This is a genomic window from Sporocytophaga myxococcoides DSM 11118 (assembly GCF_000426725.1).
Classification (GTDB): Bacteria; Bacteroidota; Bacteroidia; order Cytophagales; family Cytophagaceae; genus Sporocytophaga; species Sporocytophaga myxococcoides.
Genome location: NZ_AUFX01000010.1, coordinates 124,680 through 142,737 on the forward strand (window position 1 = coordinate 124,680; position 18,058 = coordinate 142,737).

At 35.2% G+C, this 18,058-nt stretch carries 17 protein-coding genes; 8 read left to right on the forward strand and 9 right to left on the reverse strand.

Annotation, left to right across the window (positions count from 1 at the left end; all coding sequences use genetic code 11):
* Positions 1 to 37: 37 nt before the first annotated feature.
* The 3 genes from K350_RS28670 to K350_RS0113130 all read right to left on the reverse strand — a co-directional run bounded on the left by K350_RS28670 (position 38) and on the right by K350_RS0113130 (position 3,496).
* Complete coding sequence (locus K350_RS28670) at positions 38 to 892, reverse strand: HEPN domain-containing protein (RefSeq protein ID WP_051313116.1); 855 nt, start codon at positions 890 to 892, stop codon at positions 38 to 40.
* A gap of 339 nt (positions 893 to 1,231) precedes the next feature.
* Positions 1,232 to 3,235 carry a T9SS type A sorting domain-containing protein gene (locus tag K350_RS0113125; protein WP_028980298.1) on the reverse strand — a complete coding sequence of 668 codons (2,004 nt, stop codon included), beginning with the start codon at positions 3,233 to 3,235 and terminating at the stop codon, positions 1,232 to 1,234.
* Positions 3,236 to 3,253: 18 nt separating this feature from the next.
* The gene (locus K350_RS0113130; RefSeq protein ID WP_028980299.1) at positions 3,254 to 3,496 is read right to left on the reverse strand and encodes a hypothetical protein; all 243 of its coding nucleotides are present in this window, start codon (positions 3,494 to 3,496) and stop codon (positions 3,254 to 3,256) included.
* Between the two features lie 387 nt (positions 3,497 to 3,883).
* Between K350_RS0113130 and K350_RS0113135 the strand changes: the two genes are divergently transcribed.
* The 3 genes from K350_RS0113135 to K350_RS0113145 all read left to right on the forward strand — a co-directional run bounded on the left by K350_RS0113135 (position 3,884) and on the right by K350_RS0113145 (position 6,068).
* Entirely contained in the window at positions 3,884 to 4,435 is a 552-nt protein-coding gene (locus K350_RS0113135; RefSeq protein ID WP_028980300.1) for a 2OG-Fe(II) oxygenase, read from the forward strand.
* A gap of 80 nt (positions 4,436 to 4,515) precedes the next feature.
* On the forward strand, positions 4,516 to 5,196 hold the full coding sequence (locus tag K350_RS0113140; RefSeq protein ID WP_156027034.1) for a hypothetical protein: 681 nt from the start codon (positions 4,516 to 4,518) through the stop codon (positions 5,194 to 5,196).
* Between the two features lie 473 nt (positions 5,197 to 5,669).
* Entirely contained in the window at positions 5,670 to 6,068 is a 399-nt protein-coding gene (locus K350_RS0113145; protein ID WP_028980302.1) for a YchJ family protein, read from the forward strand.
* Positions 6,069 to 6,363: 295 nt separating this feature from the next.
* Here K350_RS0113145 and K350_RS0113150 read toward each other — a convergent pair whose 3' ends face one another.
* On the reverse strand, positions 6,364 to 6,999 hold the full coding sequence (locus tag K350_RS0113150) for a nitroreductase family protein (RefSeq protein WP_342665047.1): 636 nt from the start codon (positions 6,997 to 6,999) through the stop codon (positions 6,364 to 6,366).
* Between the two features lie 102 nt (positions 7,000 to 7,101).
* On the opposite strand from K350_RS0113150, the gene K350_RS0113155 reads away from it, so the two are divergent.
* A complete protein-coding gene (locus tag K350_RS0113155) occupies positions 7,102 to 7,452 on the forward strand; it encodes a winged helix-turn-helix transcriptional regulator (RefSeq protein ID WP_028980304.1) in 351 nt (116 codons plus the stop codon).
* A 145-nt stretch (positions 7,453 to 7,597) separates the two neighbouring features.
* Here K350_RS0113155 and K350_RS28675 read toward each other — a convergent pair whose 3' ends face one another.
* The 4 genes from K350_RS28675 to K350_RS0113175 all read right to left on the reverse strand — a co-directional run bounded on the left by K350_RS28675 (position 7,598) and on the right by K350_RS0113175 (position 13,179).
* Positions 7,598 to 9,001 (reverse strand): M64 family metallopeptidase, encoded by a 1,404-nt coding sequence (locus K350_RS28675; protein ID WP_162144168.1) that lies wholly within the window; start codon positions 8,999 to 9,001, stop codon positions 7,598 to 7,600.
* A 35-nt stretch (positions 9,002 to 9,036) separates the two neighbouring features.
* Positions 9,037 to 9,447: a hypothetical protein gene (locus K350_RS0113165; protein WP_156027035.1), complete on the reverse strand. Its 411-nt coding sequence runs from the start codon at positions 9,445 to 9,447 to the stop codon at positions 9,037 to 9,039.
* 337 nt (positions 9,448 to 9,784) lie between these two features.
* The gene (locus K350_RS0113170) at positions 9,785 to 11,938 is read right to left on the reverse strand and encodes a hypothetical protein (protein WP_028980307.1); all 2,154 of its coding nucleotides are present in this window, start codon (positions 11,936 to 11,938) and stop codon (positions 9,785 to 9,787) included.
* A gap of 482 nt (positions 11,939 to 12,420) precedes the next feature.
* A complete protein-coding gene (locus tag K350_RS0113175; RefSeq protein ID WP_028980308.1) occupies positions 12,421 to 13,179 on the reverse strand; it encodes a hypothetical protein in 759 nt (252 codons plus the stop codon).
* A 372-nt stretch (positions 13,180 to 13,551) separates the two neighbouring features.
* Here K350_RS0113175 and K350_RS0113180 point away from each other — a divergent pair, with 372 nt between their 5' ends.
* The 3 genes from K350_RS0113180 (at position 13,552) to K350_RS28680 (ending at position 15,517) form a co-directional block, all read left to right on the forward strand.
* Entirely contained in the window at positions 13,552 to 13,932 is a 381-nt protein-coding gene (locus K350_RS0113180) for a globin domain-containing protein (RefSeq protein WP_028980309.1), read from the forward strand.
* Positions 13,933 to 14,156: 224 nt separating this feature from the next.
* Positions 14,157 to 14,738: a Crp/Fnr family transcriptional regulator gene (locus K350_RS0113185; protein ID WP_028980310.1), complete on the forward strand. Its 582-nt coding sequence runs from the start codon at positions 14,157 to 14,159 to the stop codon at positions 14,736 to 14,738.
* A 56-nt stretch (positions 14,739 to 14,794) separates the two neighbouring features.
* Positions 14,795 to 15,517, forward strand: a complete 723-nt coding sequence (locus tag K350_RS28680) for an MBL fold metallo-hydrolase (RefSeq protein ID WP_051313119.1) — start codon at positions 14,795 to 14,797, stop codon at positions 15,515 to 15,517.
* A gap of 107 nt (positions 15,518 to 15,624) precedes the next feature.
* On the opposite strand, the gene K350_RS0113195 is transcribed toward K350_RS28680, so the two are convergent.
* The gene (locus K350_RS0113195) at positions 15,625 to 16,530 is read right to left on the reverse strand and encodes an SMP-30/gluconolactonase/LRE family protein (protein ID WP_245598650.1); all 906 of its coding nucleotides are present in this window, start codon (positions 16,528 to 16,530) and stop codon (positions 15,625 to 15,627) included.
* Between the two features lie 120 nt (positions 16,531 to 16,650).
* Here K350_RS0113195 and K350_RS0113200 point away from each other — a divergent pair, with 120 nt between their 5' ends.
* Positions 16,651 to 17,985: a PQQ-dependent sugar dehydrogenase gene (locus tag K350_RS0113200; protein WP_081670995.1), complete on the forward strand. Its 1,335-nt coding sequence runs from the start codon at positions 16,651 to 16,653 to the stop codon at positions 17,983 to 17,985.
* Positions 17,986 to 18,058: the final 73 nt, after the last annotated feature.

Genomic DNA, 18,058 nt, shown 5'->3' on the forward strand with positions numbered 1-18,058 from the left:
AGTTGTAAAAAATATAATAAAACTTGGCAAGGTGTATTTATTGCATTAACCTCTCCCCACAAATCCTCCTCACCAACTCCTTCAACACCTCAATCCTCCCACTCAAATACTCCAGATCCTCTTTCGTAATCTTATACCCCTTCTTATACCTCGCATCAATATAAGCCTTCTTCAACAGCTCGTAATGATCAATCTGTTCCTGGGTTTCTTTTGGAAATATAGCTCTGAATTCTTTGTTAATCACAGCAGCCGTCTTACCCAATTCATCCAGGTCATGGTTCTTGCCTTTGTAGTGCGTGAAGACTAAGGCAACAGCAGAGTAAAAGCTCTCAGTGGCTTGATGAAGCATGAATGCAGCTTTATTCCAACTTTCGCTAGAAAAATAAAACCTATACCCATCTAAAAATTCACCACCACTCTTAAACCAGTATTCATACTCCTCTTTAGCTCTTCTAAGCACAGCATCCGGATTTACCTTTCCCGGAGTTGCAAGCGTTACTTCACCGGAATCGTATAATACAATCCCCTCACGGATTACATCAGTGAAAAAATAACTTCCGGCTTTGAGTTCTTTATTGATGAATTCAGCGCTATGATGAATGGCGGTAACCGTTGTAGATAGCTCAAGCTTCTTCAGCTTTTGCTTGGTCTTGCGCCATCTGCTGGAGGATGTATTACCCAGTTCCTCAGGAGTAATCACCAGAATATCATAATCACTCTTGAAAATCAGCCGGATTCCCTCCTCTACCTTTTCTTCCTCCGCCCAGGTATTCCTTGCATAACTTCCGAAAAGCAGCAGTTTAGCAGGCTTCATCTTTTCCACAATGAGATCTGTGATAAGCTTCAGCTCCTCCTGTTTGTATTCCGGCAAAAAATCTAAACTGGCAATCAATGAGTTAAAATTATTTTTCCTAAATCTCTAAGTTAGAAAAAATCGGTTAGATTATGAAAAACATTGTTTAAGCTTTGCAAGACTTGCAAGAAGACCTAACAGCTATAATCAATTAAAACTCACCACATATACTGTTATGTCATTTGTCTTAATATACTCCAAAACAAAAAAAAACCTCCAAGTCTTAAATTCCTGGAGGTTTATTAAAGTACTGTAAATTCATATTAGCAACAATGGTGTCAAAACTACAACTTTGTTTTATGTAAATGTATTCTACTCGAATACCACAATGAAGCAAGTACCGGGAGACGAGACATCATGCTGCCAACTGCATGTAAATTACTTTTTTATTATTTTACCACTTCCTAAAATATTACCATCACTGCCAGAAATCAAGAAAAAGTATATGCCATTGGATAATGAAAATAAATCAAGAGCATTTTTATTTTCCAAATGTAATACATGATCACCTGTAGAAGACATTAGGTCAATTTGAAAATCTTTAGCTGATATGTTTGTAAACTTTACTATATCAGTTGCAGGATTAGGAACTACTTCAACTCTGCAAGCATCAAAGTTATTATTGTTAACAGAGGTAATAACATCATCAACTTTGAATGAATATTGAGCTGATATACTCTTGTTGCTTCTGCAGTTGTTACAAATATTTATTTTAACAGTATATATGCCATTTTCTAAAGGATAAAAACTCGACTCCGTCTCATTTTCTATTAACCTTTCATCTTGGTACCACTCATAAACTGCCCCTTTAAACACTGGAGCAAATAGTTTTCCTAATTTTCTTTGAATTCCATGAAAGTCTATTTCATCGAAGGCCTCTGCACATCCATTATTAATTAAGAGTTTATAAACTCCATCTGCCAATGCATAAATTGAATTTCCAGATTCACTTGAGAGGAACTGACCATTGTAAAACCATTGATTGGAGAATGAGCTTTCAGAAGAAAGTATTGCTTCATCGACTATGATTTTCACATTGGAAAATGTAGTGTCGCAAAATTTAACAAGACATATATCTCCAAATCCTTTAGCGGAAATCTCTTCACTTTCAACATTTCTGCTTTCTGTAAAATAGCCACTAAAAACGATATGGCCGGTTGGACTTATTGATATGCTTGTACCGGAATATACCTGTTCTAGGTTTTTAGCCCAAACTCTATTACCTGCTGCATCATATTTAACAATTAAAGTACTACCGTTTACAACGGTAAATAGATTGAAGTTTATACCGGCTATCGACTGACTTCCTTCATAATGCCCCGTTATATAACAGTTACCGGCAGCATCTACTTTTAATTCTCTATCTACATTTGGTGATGAGAGTTGCAGTGTATCTATCCACTTTGTTTTACCATTCGAATCAAACATTCCTGTAAAAATTTTATTACCAGATGACGAAGCCCCTCCGATAGAACCCGATATATAGACATTTCCAGATGGATGAACATCAATTCCTGACACTTGATCAGAATTGGAATTTCCAATTTTTTTAGCCCACTGAAATAATCCTTCTGAATTTATTTTGGCTATAAAAATATCACTAGTGCTACTTGTGCTTGAATTATTAAGTGTAAATGTTCCTAAATTAGTACCAGATCCTGTGAATATTCCAGTTATATAAAAGTTTCCGCTAGAATCGGCACTAACACCCCGTGCATATTCTGTACCTGAGCCTCCTGCAGATTTTGCAAATAATTCATTACCTAATGAATCATACTTTACTAAAAAAATATTATCAAAGCTTGAATATTGAATTATTTTGCTTCCAAAAACAGCATTAAATCCATACTCCCCAACGATCAAAACACTTCCGTCTTTATCAGCAGCAATTGAATTAGCAGTAACATTTTGCTGTCCACTTCCAGTTTTGTTCCAAATAAGATTCCCTAATGTATCATATCTGCTGGTAAACGTACTGAAATAATTGCCAAAATTTTGCACACCAGTAACATATACACTGCCTTTGTTATCTATACATAAATCGCTGCCTTTGATCTCTGTTCCGGTTTGACGAATGGTAGATACATTTTTTACCCATTTTAAATTTCCTGCTCCATCTAGTTTGGCAAGAAATATATAGCGGTAACTATTATTCCCGACAAGTGTTGTGTCGCCTATTGTCAGGCTACCTTGGAAGATACCTGTCAAGAAGAGATCACCATTTATATCCTGCGCAGAAGAGTTTACCACATCCTTATTTGGCCCTCCAAATGCTTTTAACCACTGCTTGTTTTGTGCATGGCTAGCGGCATAGCAAAAATGAATTAATAAGAATAAGCAAATAAGCCTGCAGCTTTGATTAAACGTAAAAAATGACTTCATATGATTTAAATTTTAAGCTTAATAATATGTATTATTTTGAACAATAGCGATTGCATCGCTACTCAATTTAACTTTTACTTTTCTTTTCAAATCAATCCTATAGATTCCCTCCTCTACCTTTTCTTCCTCAGCCCAGGTATTCCGCGCATAACTTCCGAAAAGCAACAACTTGGCAGGCTTCATCTTTTCCACAATGAGATCTGTGATAAGCTTCAGCTCCTCCTGCTTGTATTCCGGCAAAAAATCTAAACTGGCAATCAATGAGTTAAAATTATTTTTCCTAAATCTCTAAGTTAGAAAAAATCGGGTAAATATGATAAAAAAACATTGGGGAGATACCGGCAATTAAATCAATTATCAGACAGTGATTAAATACTCTGAGACCTATATACTTATTACTGACTGAGTTCTATCAATATTTAAATTGTTATGTGTTGTCCAGATACTATCTATAAACTCAGGGATTTTACTTATACGTAAGCATATAACCTATTTATTTAAAATAAAATCCGAAGACAACCTTGAAGCTGAATATTGATTCGCCTTCAGGCACCCAGCAGCTTTTTTTATTCTCTCTTAAATAGTAATTTAGTAATATAATGAAGAATACCCATCCAACTTCGGTATTTCCTTATTGACTTTTAAAATATGAAAAAGAACATCTTTACCAACTATATCTTTACTATAGACAACTTTTGGACTAAGCAGGAATGTGAAGATTTTATCAAAAAAAGCGAAAACATCGGATATGAGCCTGCTACTGTGAACACAGAAAAAGGAGCAGTTAGAGTTGAATCTGTAAGAAATAATAACAGAGTAATTTATAACGATACTGAACTTGCTAATAAACTTTGGTTAAGATTTGAACAATCTGCACCCACAAAGATAGGAAACAGTAAAGCCATTGGGTTCAATGAGCTTTTCAGATTTTACAAATATGAGCCCGGACAACAATTTAAACGGCACAGAGATCAAAGTTTTATCCGTAATGAATCTGAAGCAAGTTACTTTACATTCATGATTTACCTGAATGAAAACTATGAAGGAGGAGAAACAACTTTTAACGACCTAACGATTCAACCCAAACAAGGTACAGCATTGATTTTCCTACATGACCTGGAACATGAAGGCAGCTCTGTTAAACAAGGTATAAAATATGTTCTACGCACAGACATAATGTTCAGGCTTGAAGAAGAATAAAAAGGTTTGACTTCTGCGCCAAAAGTCTCCGTTTCCTATGTGGGATAAATAGAACCTAAACAACTTTTAAAGAGATTAGAGTGGTATTAATTATAATATTAATTGTTGCAATTCTCATTGTCATATGGATGGATCGGGAAAAGCGAAAGATGGAGTTTAAGGGTAAACCTGATATGATTAATCATAAGGTGTATAATTTCTGGACAATAGTCCTGATGCTGTTAGCACTGCTTCAGGCTCCCATATTATATTACTATACAAGTGGATTATTTTCAGTATTTGTAACTATACTATATCTTTCAATCGCTTTGATAATAACAGGTATAATACTAAGATCCTGGATTAAGAAAAAAGACATCTCAGTTTTTCATAAAGCAGGGGTTTCTTTTTCAATTTTACTGGGAATTGCTTCTTCAATATGGGGCTCCGAAACAATTGAACAGCTTGATTGGAAATATAGACGTGCCGAAAGGGAATTAATTGTAAAAAAAGCCTTGAATGGCAGCGACATTGAAGACGGAGAATTAACCACCAACTATTTCCCTCCTATTTCTAATGGAGGTAAAGTTTTAGTAGAAAGCAAGAGTCCTGGAAATGTAACCGTTACCTTTTTCATTGACCGAGGATTTATGGATCATTATACTGCCTATATTTATACAACTGACAAATCATTAATTGAGGATTTTGATGCAAGAACAAAATCAGAATGGCACAGGACGAATAAAAAAATAGATGAGAATTGGTATAGGATAGCAGAATAGCTGACTCATTTGATTAAGCCCTAATACTGCCCATGTCCGAGATAATTCAGCTGGGCCGCATATAAATCCTCGGAAGGCTGGCGCGCTTTTGAAAAGCGTGCCCCACTGCTCTTCCCTATTTTACGCATTCTGATCCAAATAGAAAAAGTAAGTTCATTACAAAGTGGCTTCAATAGTCCTCATTTCTTTAACGAGGATTTACGAGAATAACTATTGCATCGCTGGCAAACTAATTCCAACAAGCTAACTTTGGAAAAACAGCATCTTTTAAGTTTAACTAATTATGAAAGGTTCGGTCTGTGAAATCGAGAAGTAAAAATGCTAACAGTTTCAATGGTCGACAATTCCTTTATCAATATAATTTGCCATAATTATTATTCGGATTCAGTACCTTTGTTCCAGGCATTGATGCACATCCTTTCGCTAAACAAAATGCCTGATACTATTTATTATAAAGCAAAATCAAAAAAAACATGACACCTTGTTATTGCAACTCCGGCTTATCTTTTGAATCTTGTTGTGAACCATTCCTTCTGGGAGACAAATCACCGGAGACAGCAGAGCAATTAATGCGGTCCAGGTATTCAGCGTATGTTGAAGCAGATGTTAGGTACATACTCAAGACAACACATCCCTCTAAAAGAAAATATTATTCGGCAGCAAGCATAAAAAAATGGGCTACATCAAGCAAATGGTTAAAGCTGGAAATTATTGCGACAGAGAAGGGTTCTGCAACCGACGACAAAGGTACAGTTACTTTTAAAGCATATTATTCTAATGAACAGAATCAATCGGTTCATCATGAACATTCCTATTTTGTTAAGGAAAAAGGTATGTGGTTCTTTCTTGAAGGCGAAGTGAAAGAAGAATAATAACTATCCAATAGTCCTTCCATCCACTGAGGATTAACGAGATCTACCATTGCATTGTTATTGCAGCAGTCATTCAACTTAGGAAACACCATTGAATGAATCAAATACCTCTAAGTAAAAAGACGAAATTTCTTTTGCCATCCTGAGCCTGCGAAGGATCTGATAGTCACAAAATGATTTACTATATAAATCATAAATCTGCCAGATAGTGCAAATTCATCCTTTGTGAAAACTCAGATGTTTCGCAAGCTCAACATGACCAAAATTAAAGATAACTTAATTTCACTTTACTTTATTAACCTACAAACTTTACAAATTCTTCTCTTGGTGTTCTCCACTTTTTAAGATTCACCAACCAATCATTTGCTTCATCTCTGTAACCTATAGGTAGTATAACAACACTTTTAAGGCCTAATTCATTAAGACCCAGGAATTCGTCCATTTTAATATTATCAAACCCTTCCATTGGTGTAGCGTCCACCTTTTGTTCCGCCGCAGCAGCAATAGCCAGTCCAAATGATATGTATGCCTGTTTGGCGCAGCGGTTTTCCTGCCATTCTTTTCCTAATGGCTCATAAAGCCCCAGAAGCATTTTTTTGTAATCTTCAGACGAGTTATCAGGCAAGCCACGCTCCCTGGAAGTTCGTAGCAAAACATCTCCTACTCTGTCAGCTGAATAACTGTCCCATGCAGCCCAAACCAGCAAATGAGAGCAGTCAGTAATCTGACTTTGATTGAAAGAAAATTCCCTGATTTGTTCAAGCTTTTTCCTGTCGCTGATTACAAAAATTTTATAAGGCTGAAGACCAGACGATGAAGGTGCATATCTTGCGGCTTCCAGTATATAGTCTAATTTCTCTTGCGGAACTTGTTGTCCGTTCATTTTCTTTGCAGCATAACGCCACTTTAAGTTGTCTAGCAAAGTCATCATATAAATTTTTATTTGTTGATGCTGTAAAACTAGAATGAATTTATTTAATTTGGTAACCAAGTATCAAAAAGTAACAGTAACCTTTAAGTAACCAAGTAACTTATGACAAAAAAGAAAAGTCCTGATGAATGCAAAAAGCAGATTATGGCTGTTCATGATGCCATGGACGTACTGACAGGTAAATGGAAAATATCCATCATCGCAGTACTTTGCTTTCATAATAAGAGAAGATTTTCTGATATATTAAAAGACGTAAAAGGAATTTCCAATAAGATGTTGAGTAAGGAATTAAAGGAGATGGAAATAAATAAACTTATCAAAAGGACTGTCGAGGCTACACAACCTGTAACAGTTCATTATGAGCTTACTGAATATGGTCAGAAATTACAATATGTAATTAAAAATCTTTCTGATTGGGGAATTGAACACAGAAAAGAAATAATGGGGAAATAAGTGTAGTGTCTCTGTAGCATGATACAATCTCTTCAATAGTTCTCGCTTGCAGCGAGGATTTGCGGGAATAGCGATTGTATCGCTATTCTCGTGAATATATAGATATCTCCCTTGATACCGAGCTTTTTTAATATCCTTCGCCTTTTTATAGCTTAATAAAACTCTCAGTGTGAACAAAATTTACAGATCTAAACTCTACAAAATATGAACCTACAGCATATTTACTAAGATCAACTGTTAAAGATATATTATTATCTGCCTTGTTAGGATTTTCAATACTTTGCACTAAGGTTCCTTGACTTGAAAAAATATGAATGCTTGCTTTTTCCTGTTTTTCATTTTTAAAAATGATATTCAAAAAATCGGATGAAGGATTTGGGTAAAGCTTTACCTCTAACATATTATTCTTCGATGAAATAGTATGAATTCCGGTAACCGACTTTGAGATTGTCCAGTTTGTAACATAAAGGTGGCTTGTTGTGTGTCCATTGTTCCTGATTAAATTAGTAGTATCAATCACACTAACTGATATACTATTGCTGCCAAAATTCAATGAAGAAGGGTTTATTAAAACTGAGTCTACATTCTTTCCTATATTAATGCCATTTAACAACCATTCTGTTTTTAGTGTGTTAGGAATTGGTTTAATTAAACTCAAAGAAAAATATACAGGATCAGTAATAGTATTTATTGAGCTTATTGGAGTGTAATTTTTAATTGGACTTACAAGCTGGTGTATTTTTTCAATAATAGCTTCGTTACAAACAGCACAAAATGGTTTATTAAATTCTTCCATAATACACGTTCCATTTGCAGGTTTGTACCAGGCTTGCCCGGAAAACTGAAATATCCCAACTCCTGTACCTGTATTAAGCCAGTTTTTCCACTTAATTGTATTTGGATTATTATTTTGAGTCATATTAGGCTTTTCAGCCGCATATCCAGGACCAGCCCAATATTCGTCAGCCAATCCGGCAAAAGAGTGTCCTATTTCGTGTACTGCAATTTCATTACTCCATTGATCCAGTGTAGCAGTGGCATAACTCCCCCCAGAGCCTCCATAATATAAAGAATTTGCAATAACGAATACTTGATCGTAATCAGGAAAGTTATCAGCTAAAACTGATATTATTGCTGAAGTATTCATAGGTACAACCAAACGATGAATACCATAAGCATCGAAAGTTGATCCAAAATAGTTGTTTGGGTTAGATTTAGGAACACTAGCAGAAATACAATCTGCTGCTGTAGCTGGATGTTTTACTCCAGACTCAATTGAGGGTGTTTTGATAATAAATACATTGAAATAATTTTTATAATTAGAAAACGGAGCTTTCCCAAATAAATAATTCTTGAGTTTATTTGCATCAGTAATAAAATCATTCATTTCGCTGCTTACATAACCGTCACCTAAAATTACAAGGTTAATATTCTTGTTTGTATTACCATTATAGAGTAAGGTATCGACATCAAATACCTGAGCGAATACTGGATTAGCAACAAATAACAATATCACTAATGAAATAGCAATCAACTTTATTTTTTTCATAAACAAGATGTATTCAGACTTAAACATAATACCCATTAGAATTTTATACTTATTATTTTTTTATCTTTTGTTACAGGACTATTTTCTTTAATGATTAAGTAATCATAATTTTTCTTCTCAAATCTTACAAAAAATTCTGATTCTTTTAAATTGATGTTTCTTTTCAATAATTGATTCTTTTCATCTAACAATTCTATTTCCCGGTAAAGCGGATGCTCAATACAAAATGAGTCTTTTATGTTATTCTTTTCATTGATAGCAATACAATTCAAATAATTTTCACTTTTCATATTGCCTATCAAAGGATTTTTTAAGGTACCAGGTTTCTTAATGATTTTTAATACTTCAATATTGTTTCCAGATTCAAGGGAATCGGACCATATTCTCATAGTAATAAAAACAATACTGTCTTTTGGAGACTCTTCACTTACTGCATCATTCTTCAATCCTGACTTACTTGCAAAGCATGACGACATTAAGAATAAAATAAAAAATAAATAGATGTACTTCATTTTTTTTAAGTATACGATTAATCTTTCAGCTCTATAAGTCAATGAATATTTGAATCATTACTGTGATATCAGGTCATTCGACCATAGATGTCAACTTCTGGGATCTTTACTTTGTCATGTTGAACTTGTGAAACATCTGACTTCTCCAAAAGGATTAATTTGATAATCTGGATAGTTGTCAATTGAAATCGCAAATCAATTTGTGCCTATCAGATCCTTCGCAGGGCTCAGGATGACAGCTTATCTGATTGTGATATTAACTAAGCTTGTATTAATTTGCAGTTGCTGACGAAGGAATTCTGCGTCTATCAATATGTTCTTGCCTCACTTGACTGTTTGTTTTTTTAGGAAAATAAGTTTCCATTAACTTTTTAAGCTCAGCATTATCATCAGGGATACGCTTAACTCTATTGTTAATATATTCATTTGCTTTATCCGAAAGATACCAACCCAGAGGAACAATCACCGAATCTCTCTTTAACTGAATGGTAAAAAATTTACAAGAAGGATTACCATCCTTTAACATCCCTTGAACCATAGAAATTTCACTGGGTGTCTGATTATCCATTGCATTAAGCGCTCCGGTTATTGGCATCCTTAAGTCATGTAAAAAACTTAAAGGCTTGCTACTTACAGTATCTTTACTGTTTTTAATTAGAATCATTATAGGAATTACCTTACAGGAATCTCCATTGGTAGTTTTAATTTTTTTATTTAGTTTTCCTTTTATAGAGTTAAAAACCTGTGCAGCTGTTTCCAGCCCTGTATTCTCCAGGTACCCACCATCAATCACATGCCCTATTGATCCTCCGATACTATCCTTTATCAGACCACCTTCTGTTAGATACGGGAAACGGCAACAAACTGTAAGAGCAGTCTTATATGGCATATCTCTTTGAGTCTTAGAGTACAGATCCAAACAGTTTTTAAAATATTCTTTAGTATCTAATTTCAGATTTGATGCTATAATTTTCTGACCTGTTTCAGCCATTGTCCCATTTATAAATAATGATGGAAGCTTATATTGATCTGAAGGATTCTCAAATTTATTTACTACTTCTAAAAAGTTTTTATCAAATAAATCCGTATCTAAATTTTTCTTAAAAGATGCAGACCATGAATCAGAAAGGTAAGAAGTCCTGTTAAAATGACTTATTGGGAACGGACATAATTTTTGAATATTATCCGGAAAAAACAATGCTGCCGTAATTGGAGACAGAAAGTCGTCTCCGGTGCATTTACGAAAACTTTCCAGATTCTGCTTTTGGCTAATGTAATAAGCATGAAAAAAACCGGCACCGATTCCACCTCCTGATACACCGCTTATTGCAAATACATGGTTGTAAAAATTAGGATACAATGAATCAAGTGCTGCTAATGTTTGGGCTGTCCATACCAGTGAGCGACTTCCTCCTCCTTCCGCTGCTATTATAAATACTGGCACTGAATCTTTATTATGGGCCAATGCCTCATTATGTTCCAGCCAATTTGAAAAATGAGTTGGTATGTCAGACCGGGTATCCTTATCAATTAATTTTTCATTTGTATTTACTAATGAAGAATTATCATTGTGACAACTATTTACAATCATCAATAAGATAACCATTGTAAAAACCGGACGCTGATAAGGGTCATTGAAATACATTATCAGAGTCAAAAAATAGGTTAAAAATGAAATTGAAAGTATAACTATGGATGCAGGTCTTAACTCTTGAGCAAATTCTATTTTTAAGGGACTTATAAAAATGATCATTAGAACCAAAAAAACTAAGCCGATCGAATACACAAAGAAGCTTGTACCAGTATATGAAAGAAGGTTTTTAAGATCACCTAGCAATGAGCTGCCAAGCCTATCAGAGTTATTATAACTGCCAGAATAATCAATTTCCGGCCACCAATTCTTTACATCTCCTTTTCTTTTAATATTATTTTTCCTTGCACTGCGTTTATCAAGAAATACAAACAGCAGATAAAATGCTGTTGCCAGAGCAATGGATAATGATAAATATATAGCACCATTGATACGCTTTTCAGTAGAAAAACCTGCAAGAAATAAAGAAATCCCTATAATCAAAGGAGGGATTATTCCTACTATCCGAGGTGCAATTAATACAATGTTTTCTCTGTATAGCTTATCCTTTTCATCATTAAGATAAAGAGGACTGATTTGAAGGATCACGCAAGCACTATACCATGTCACAAATGACCACCAGAAGGTTGTGACCAAAACAAATAATATATATTTCTTATCTTCAGAAAACAAGAACCCTATAAGGAAATCCTGGGCTTGATCCGGAACTGTTAACAGGATATATGATAATATAAGTATAACAAAAATGTACTTCAGATTTAATATTGCTTTCCACGAGGTACCTCGTGAATGAATTAGCTTGAATGTAAAAGAGTTTTCTTGTATTTTGTCCATAAAAAAATTGAAAGAGTTTAAATGCAAATTAAATAGAAATTAGGAAGACCAATCGATTTAAGTTAACATAGCTAATCAGTTTAGATTTAAATTATGGTAACCTTAAATATATGATCAAATAATATAAAAAATATTTTTATATAAGACAAAGTATGCATTTTCTTTGGTTTTTTCTCCTATGTGAAAAACAGGTGCTTCAAGCTGTCATTCATAATGATCCATAAACCAATCAATCAGTATAATGAATGACTCAGATAATTTGCATTTTATAAAAAAATAAATAAGGATACTTTAAAAAAATCAATAGATATTTGAATTCGATGTTATAGAAAATTCTGCTATAAATCCTTGCAGTAATTTCTCTCCTGACTCATGAAATTTGACTTAGCTCTCTAAAGCTAAGTTTATAATATTCTTATTAAAAAAACAGGACAAATACGCTAGTAAATGTCCTGCTTTCAAAATACCTGATTTTAATTTATTTAAAGGGCCCTTACAAGAATGTCGTCAATACCCCAATGGTCGCTTGAGAGTCCGGAAGCCGCTCTGATATGGACTTCTTGAATATTGGTTGCTCCTGGTAAATTCCATCTTCCTTTTGGCAGACTTGCCCAATAATACCAGTTGCCATTTGCGGCTTTAAACCACAATGTAATTGGAACTCCTGTCACATTGATTTGAGTTAAATCAAAATTGATTCTTCCTGTTCCGCTTCTCTGCATATAATAAGCAAACCAATCACTTCCGAACATAGATGTGGCCTGAGGGTTTGGTTCTGTAGCAGGATCCATCAGACCTACGATATGGTAATGTGAACCTGTTGTATAAGGAAGAAAGGCAGTTCCCGGTCCACTGCTCATCCAGCCATATCCCCAATCGCTGCCTCCTGTACTTTGAATATAGCCAGGCCACACAACGAATGTATTCGAACAGATGTTGGGGTTCCAGTTGCAGGAGGTCCTGTCTCCAAAATGAATGTAGGTGGCAGCTCCTTCTGTTCTTAATCCTGAAACATTGCTAGCAGGTGTAACATCTTTTGCTTTAATGGCAGACAATTCGGTTATCAATCCTGTATTGGAAGATTCATTGGTGATGATCGCAGCGGGAGGATTTTGTGGCTCTTCCTTATTTATTTTAACATCATCATCTGCTTTTTTGCACCCAATGGTAAATAATAGGCCTGCCAACAATAAAGTACTGCAAGCTGATTTTGCGCTTTTAATAAAAATTGTTTTTTTCATAGTAGTGGTTTAATTGATTTTACATACTCTATTAAGTTTACCTTGAACTAAATATGTCCATAGGTATGGTGAAAGCTAAGTATTATAGTAGGAAGAAAAGTGAAAAATTCGTTTTCATAAGTATTGAGAAAACGCTTTTCTATTTGCGTGTAAAATAAAAGAAACCTTTTTTAGTGGAATGTAACTTAAGTTGCAAACAACAAAAATATTTCTTAGTAGTAAGGGAGATAAGCAATTACAATGAGGAAGATGCAATAGTTTACTGTGGTGTCTGATCTTTCGACATGAAACTTGATTAGTTCCACGGCTGCTTTAAATGGCTTGGTAAAAATGCTCCTGAAATTGTACCTTTAAGGAATCAATTTAAAATACATGGAAGAACTCCCTAATATATATGAAAGGCTTGGAGCTGATAATCTGCAGCTTTTGGTAGACTATTTCTATGATTTGGTATTTACCGACGAACAATTGGCACCACTTTTCAGCAATACACCCAAAGAGGTAATAAAAAACAAGCAGCTACTATTTCTGACCCAATTCCTGGGAGGTCCTGGAGCATATTCAGAGCTCTATGGTCATCCTAAAATGAGAGCGAGGCATATGCCGCATGAAATTACAGAAAGCAAAGCTATAGCCTGGCTTCAATGCATGAATAAAGCTGTATATAGGCTTCCAATAGACGAACAACTCAAAAAAGATTTATTTTCTGCTTTTCCCAAGATGGCCTTTCACATGGTGAATACTGAGAAATAGTTTCATGTCCAAAAATCTATAAAAGGCTTAATAATCATTGTTTATAGCGAGGATCTGCGACAATAGCGATTGTATTGCTATTGTGATATATGCAATATTCGACCGCATATCATCAGCCGTCTTTCTTTTACCTTGATTACAATAGCTAATTTGGAATAACATATAAATATTTATTAACTTAGGTAATACAATCAACCATTTACTTTTTGAAAATTACCAGAAATATGAATAATACGCACTCTGCTATTCTGGAATATGTAGGTAAACAAATAACCCTATCTGAAAATGATAGAGAAATTCTGATGTCATCATTTCACTTTGTAAAAAAAGACAAAAATGATTTGATTCTGAAAAAAGGATCTAAAACAGAGTTTTTATATTTTATTATAGCTGGATACATGCGCTGTTTTCATCAGAAAGAAGAAGGAGAAGAAGTAACCACGCAGATATGGGGACCTGGGGATTTTGCCACTTCGTTTGAAAGCTTTCTCAAAAGTGATTTGTCTCCCGATTATATTCAATGCATATCAAATTGTGAGTTGCTATGCATCACAAAAAACGATCACGAGAATTTATATTCTGCAATTGAAGGTTGGCCCCTTTTTTGTCAAAATGTTTATGAAAGCTATATTCTGCGCATGTCTGAAAGAATGCATATACTACAGAACCTGTCAGCATCAGAAAGGTATATGAGACTATTAAATAAACAACCCCATATAGCATTAAACACCTCTATAAAACATTTGGCTTCCTACCTCGGAATAAAACCTCAATCTCTTAGCAGGATAAGAAAAAGCATAAAGTAACAAATGTGATTTTTTTATAGAAAGGCAACTAATAGTTTTATGCAAAACTTAAAACTATGAATGCTGTAATTCCAATCTCAATCTGGCCCAAAGGTCTGATCAATTGTTTCCTCATAAAAGGTGACCATAAACATGTATTGGTGGATACCGGGGTACCCGGAAGTGAGCATAGAATATTCCGTCAATTAGAAGAGCACAATATTGATAAAGCAGATATAGGACTTATCATTATTACGCACGGACATATAGATCATTTTGGTAGTGCTGCCCAATTAAAGAAGTTACTGAACGTGCCAATATTAGCTCATCAATCTGATCTGGAGGCATACACTTCTGGGAAAGCGGACATTACTACGTTAAAGCCTAACAACCCCCAGTGGAAACTATTCAAGGCGATGATAAAGGACCAAAGAGCAAGGGCTTTTCAACCAGATATTTTAATGAAAGATGATACTGATTTTTCCATAAGTAATTGGGGGATCCGTGGTAAAGTCATACATACACCTGGGCATACGCCTGGTTCTATATCTATAATCTTGGATAATGGGGAAGCTATTATTATGGATATGCTTGCCACAGGAATATTGCTTGGTGGCATCATGCTTAATTCAAGAATAAAACATCCCCCGTTTCACGATGATTTAAGGCAATTGAAAAGTAGCTTTGAAAAGGTTATTTCAGAGAATGGATCACGTTATTATCTCGGCCATGGAGGGCCTGTGAGCAGAGAACTTGTTATAAAATATTATAATAAATATATAGATAAGAAATACAGATAATCCTAGTAGTAGTGTAAATGGTTACAGAAGGCACGCTTTTCTAAAGCGTGCTCCATCATTCTCAATATTCTTAAACTATATAGCTATACACTGAGACCTCAATTTATTTACTTACTCCACTCCTTTCCTTCAATATCATTTTCAAACGCCTCAATCCGTCTCTTATCCTGCATGGTTACAAAAACCGTTTTCCCGTCTGTTCCGCCAAAAGCAAGATTGGTTGGCTTTTTACCTTTTAATTTTATTTCTCTTATAAGCTTTCCTTCAGGTGAAAGGACTGCAATCACGCCCTTTCCGTAACGCGCAACATACAGATTTCCTTTTACATCCATCCTCATTCCATCCATACCATAATCAGAGAATCTATGAAATAACCTTTTTCCCGAAATATTACCAACACTGTCTGCATCATATACCCAGACATTCCTCTGCACACTCTCATTTACATAAAGCTTTCTGTTATCCGGACTAAGTTCTATACCATTGGTAGTGCCCATATTTTTTTCAAGTAAAAAAGTCCTCCCGGTTTCGTCTATCTTCCACAACATTCCTGTAGAATGCTCCCAGTCTGGGTCGGCAGCAAACAGAATACCTTTATCGCTGATGGCAATATCATTGGGCTGGTTCATATTGCGATCGTGCGCAAAGATTTTTATATCTCTGGTTTTCATATTGATCAAAAGAACTGAGTGATTTGTATAATCGGCCACTAACATATCTCCATTCTTATTAAACCTGATCCCGTTTCCTACACTGCCAGGAGGAAGTTCAACAAAGAGTTCAACCTTTCCGCCTGGTCTTATCACAGCTATGTTTCCTTTTTTCTGAAAATTTACAGCATATAAATTTCCCTCAAAAAAATAAGGCCCTTCTATACCTATGCTAAAAAGAGAATCTGTATAATATTCAGACTTAAACAATTCTTTCTCAGGCTTTGAAGTGGATTCTTTTTTCCTTTTATCCTGTGCGCATGCCTGAAAACTTATTAGGAGAATTAAGTAAAAGTAAATCAAGCAATTAACCCTTTTGATCATGTCAATAGTATTTAAGGCAATTTAAAATAAAACCATCGGCATTCAATTCTTTACTTTATCCTTTTTTTGTAGGTTTGTTTACTTTTAAATAAAAAAAACATGAATCGTCATTTTTTGAATTTTATAACTCTTAACGCACTTGTGGGATCGTTATTCCTTTTTTCATGTTCAGGAGAAAAAGCTGCTGAACAAAAGGAATCTCAGAAATCAGCTCAAGAAAGCACAGTTACAGATAAACCTCAGGAAGTAAAGGTTGTCGAGAAAAAAGCTGTTACACCCCTTCCTGTACCGGATACGTCACCTGTTAATTTCATTGAGCAAAAGATTTTTCACCCCAATGGAGATACATTTAATCTATATCTGCCGGAAGGCTTTATAATAAGGCCAGTGGCCTGGGGTATGAAAAGAATCAGATTTATGGACTTAAGTCCGGATGGAAGGTTGTTCCTTACAGATATGTACAACCTTGAAGACAATACCAAGGGAAAGATCTATATACTGGATGGCTGGAATGATTCCTCAATGACCTTTACCAAAAAAACTGTGTTTGCAGAGCAGCTTAGAAACCCTAACAGTCTTGCCTTTTACAAGGATAGTAAAGGAAAATACTGGTTGTATGTAGCATTCACGGATAAGCTTGTAAGATATCCATACACAGAAGGAATGGAAAAGCCTGAAGCTGCTCCAGAGGTCCTTGATACTTATCCTGATTATGGTCTAAGCTATAGATATGGGGGCTGGCATCTTACACGAACCATCCAATTCGGTGACAATGACAAACTATATGTTTCAATAGGAAGCAGTTGCAATACCTGTATAGAAAAGGAAGAAGTGAGAGCTTCCATAATAGAGATGGACCCGGATGGAAAGAACAGACGTATCTATGCCCGAGGTGTCCGCAATGCAGTGGGACTGGCATGGGCAAAGGGCAATCTGTATGCTTCCAATATGGCAGCAGACCACCTGGGCAAAGGCAAGCCGGATGATGCCATGTTTCTGATAGAGGATGGTAACAACTATGGCTGGCCATATTGTTATCATTGGCAAGGAAAAGTTTATGATGATCCAAAATATGATACAACAAAAACTAAAATCTCAGCCGAATCAGTTCCGGGAGCTTTCAGTTATTTTGGAGCACATACAGCTCCATTAGGTCTGGCTTGGTTTGGAGAAGAAAAAGCGGACGACACTTCCCTTAAAAATTATTTTCTGGTAGCACAGCATGGCTCCTATAATCCTTCCATGGCCATGGGATACTCAGTACAGAGGGTAAGAGCAAACACGCCGCCTGAAGATTTTATAAAAGGATTTCTTGATGAAAAAGGGAAAATTCACGGCAGACCTTGCGGTATATATGCATTAGGGAATAACAAATTTTATCTGACAGATGATAAATTTGGTACTGTGTATTTAGTTTTTAAAGAAACAGAATAAACTATAAAATCGGATAACTTAAATCTCCTATTTCAAGTCCTGTCCCCGGACAGGACTTATTTTAAACTTTTAC

Bases quoted from the DNA above. Each gene is read 5' to 3' on its own strand.
- K350_RS0113125 (WP_028980298.1), bottom strand. From the start codon at position 3,235: ATGAAGTCATTTTTTACGTTTAATCAAAGCTGCAGGCTTATTTGCTTA.
- K350_RS0113135 (WP_028980300.1), top strand. From the start codon at position 3,884: ATGAAAAAGAACATCTTTACCAACTATATCTTTACTATAGACAACTTT.
- K350_RS0113145 (WP_028980302.1), top strand. From the start codon at position 5,670: ATGACACCTTGTTATTGCAACTCCGGCTTATCTTTTGAATCTTGTTGT.
- K350_RS0113150 (WP_342665047.1), bottom strand. From the start codon at position 6,999: ATGATGACTTTGCTAGACAACTTAAAGTGGCGTTATGCTGCAAAGAAA.
- K350_RS0113155 (WP_028980304.1), top strand. From the start codon at position 7,102: ATGACAAAAAAGAAAAGTCCTGATGAATGCAAAAAGCAGATTATGGCT.
- K350_RS28675 (WP_162144168.1), bottom strand. From the start codon at position 9,001: ATGAAAAAAATAAAGTTGATTGCTATTTCATTAGTGATATTGTTATTT.
- K350_RS0113170 (WP_028980307.1), bottom strand. From the start codon at position 11,938: ATGGACAAAATACAAGAAAACTCTTTTACATTCAAGCTAATTCATTCA.
- K350_RS0113175 (WP_028980308.1), bottom strand. From the start codon at position 13,179: ATGAAAAAAACAATTTTTATTAAAAGCGCAAAATCAGCTTGCAGTACT.
- K350_RS0113180 (WP_028980309.1), top strand. From the start codon at position 13,552: ATGGAAGAACTCCCTAATATATATGAAAGGCTTGGAGCTGATAATCTG.
- K350_RS0113185 (WP_028980310.1), top strand. From the start codon at position 14,157: ATGAATAATACGCACTCTGCTATTCTGGAATATGTAGGTAAACAAATA.
- K350_RS28680 (WP_051313119.1), top strand. From the start codon at position 14,795: ATGAATGCTGTAATTCCAATCTCAATCTGGCCCAAAGGTCTGATCAAT.
- K350_RS0113200 (WP_081670995.1), top strand. From the start codon at position 16,651: ATGAATCGTCATTTTTTGAATTTTATAACTCTTAACGCACTTGTGGGA.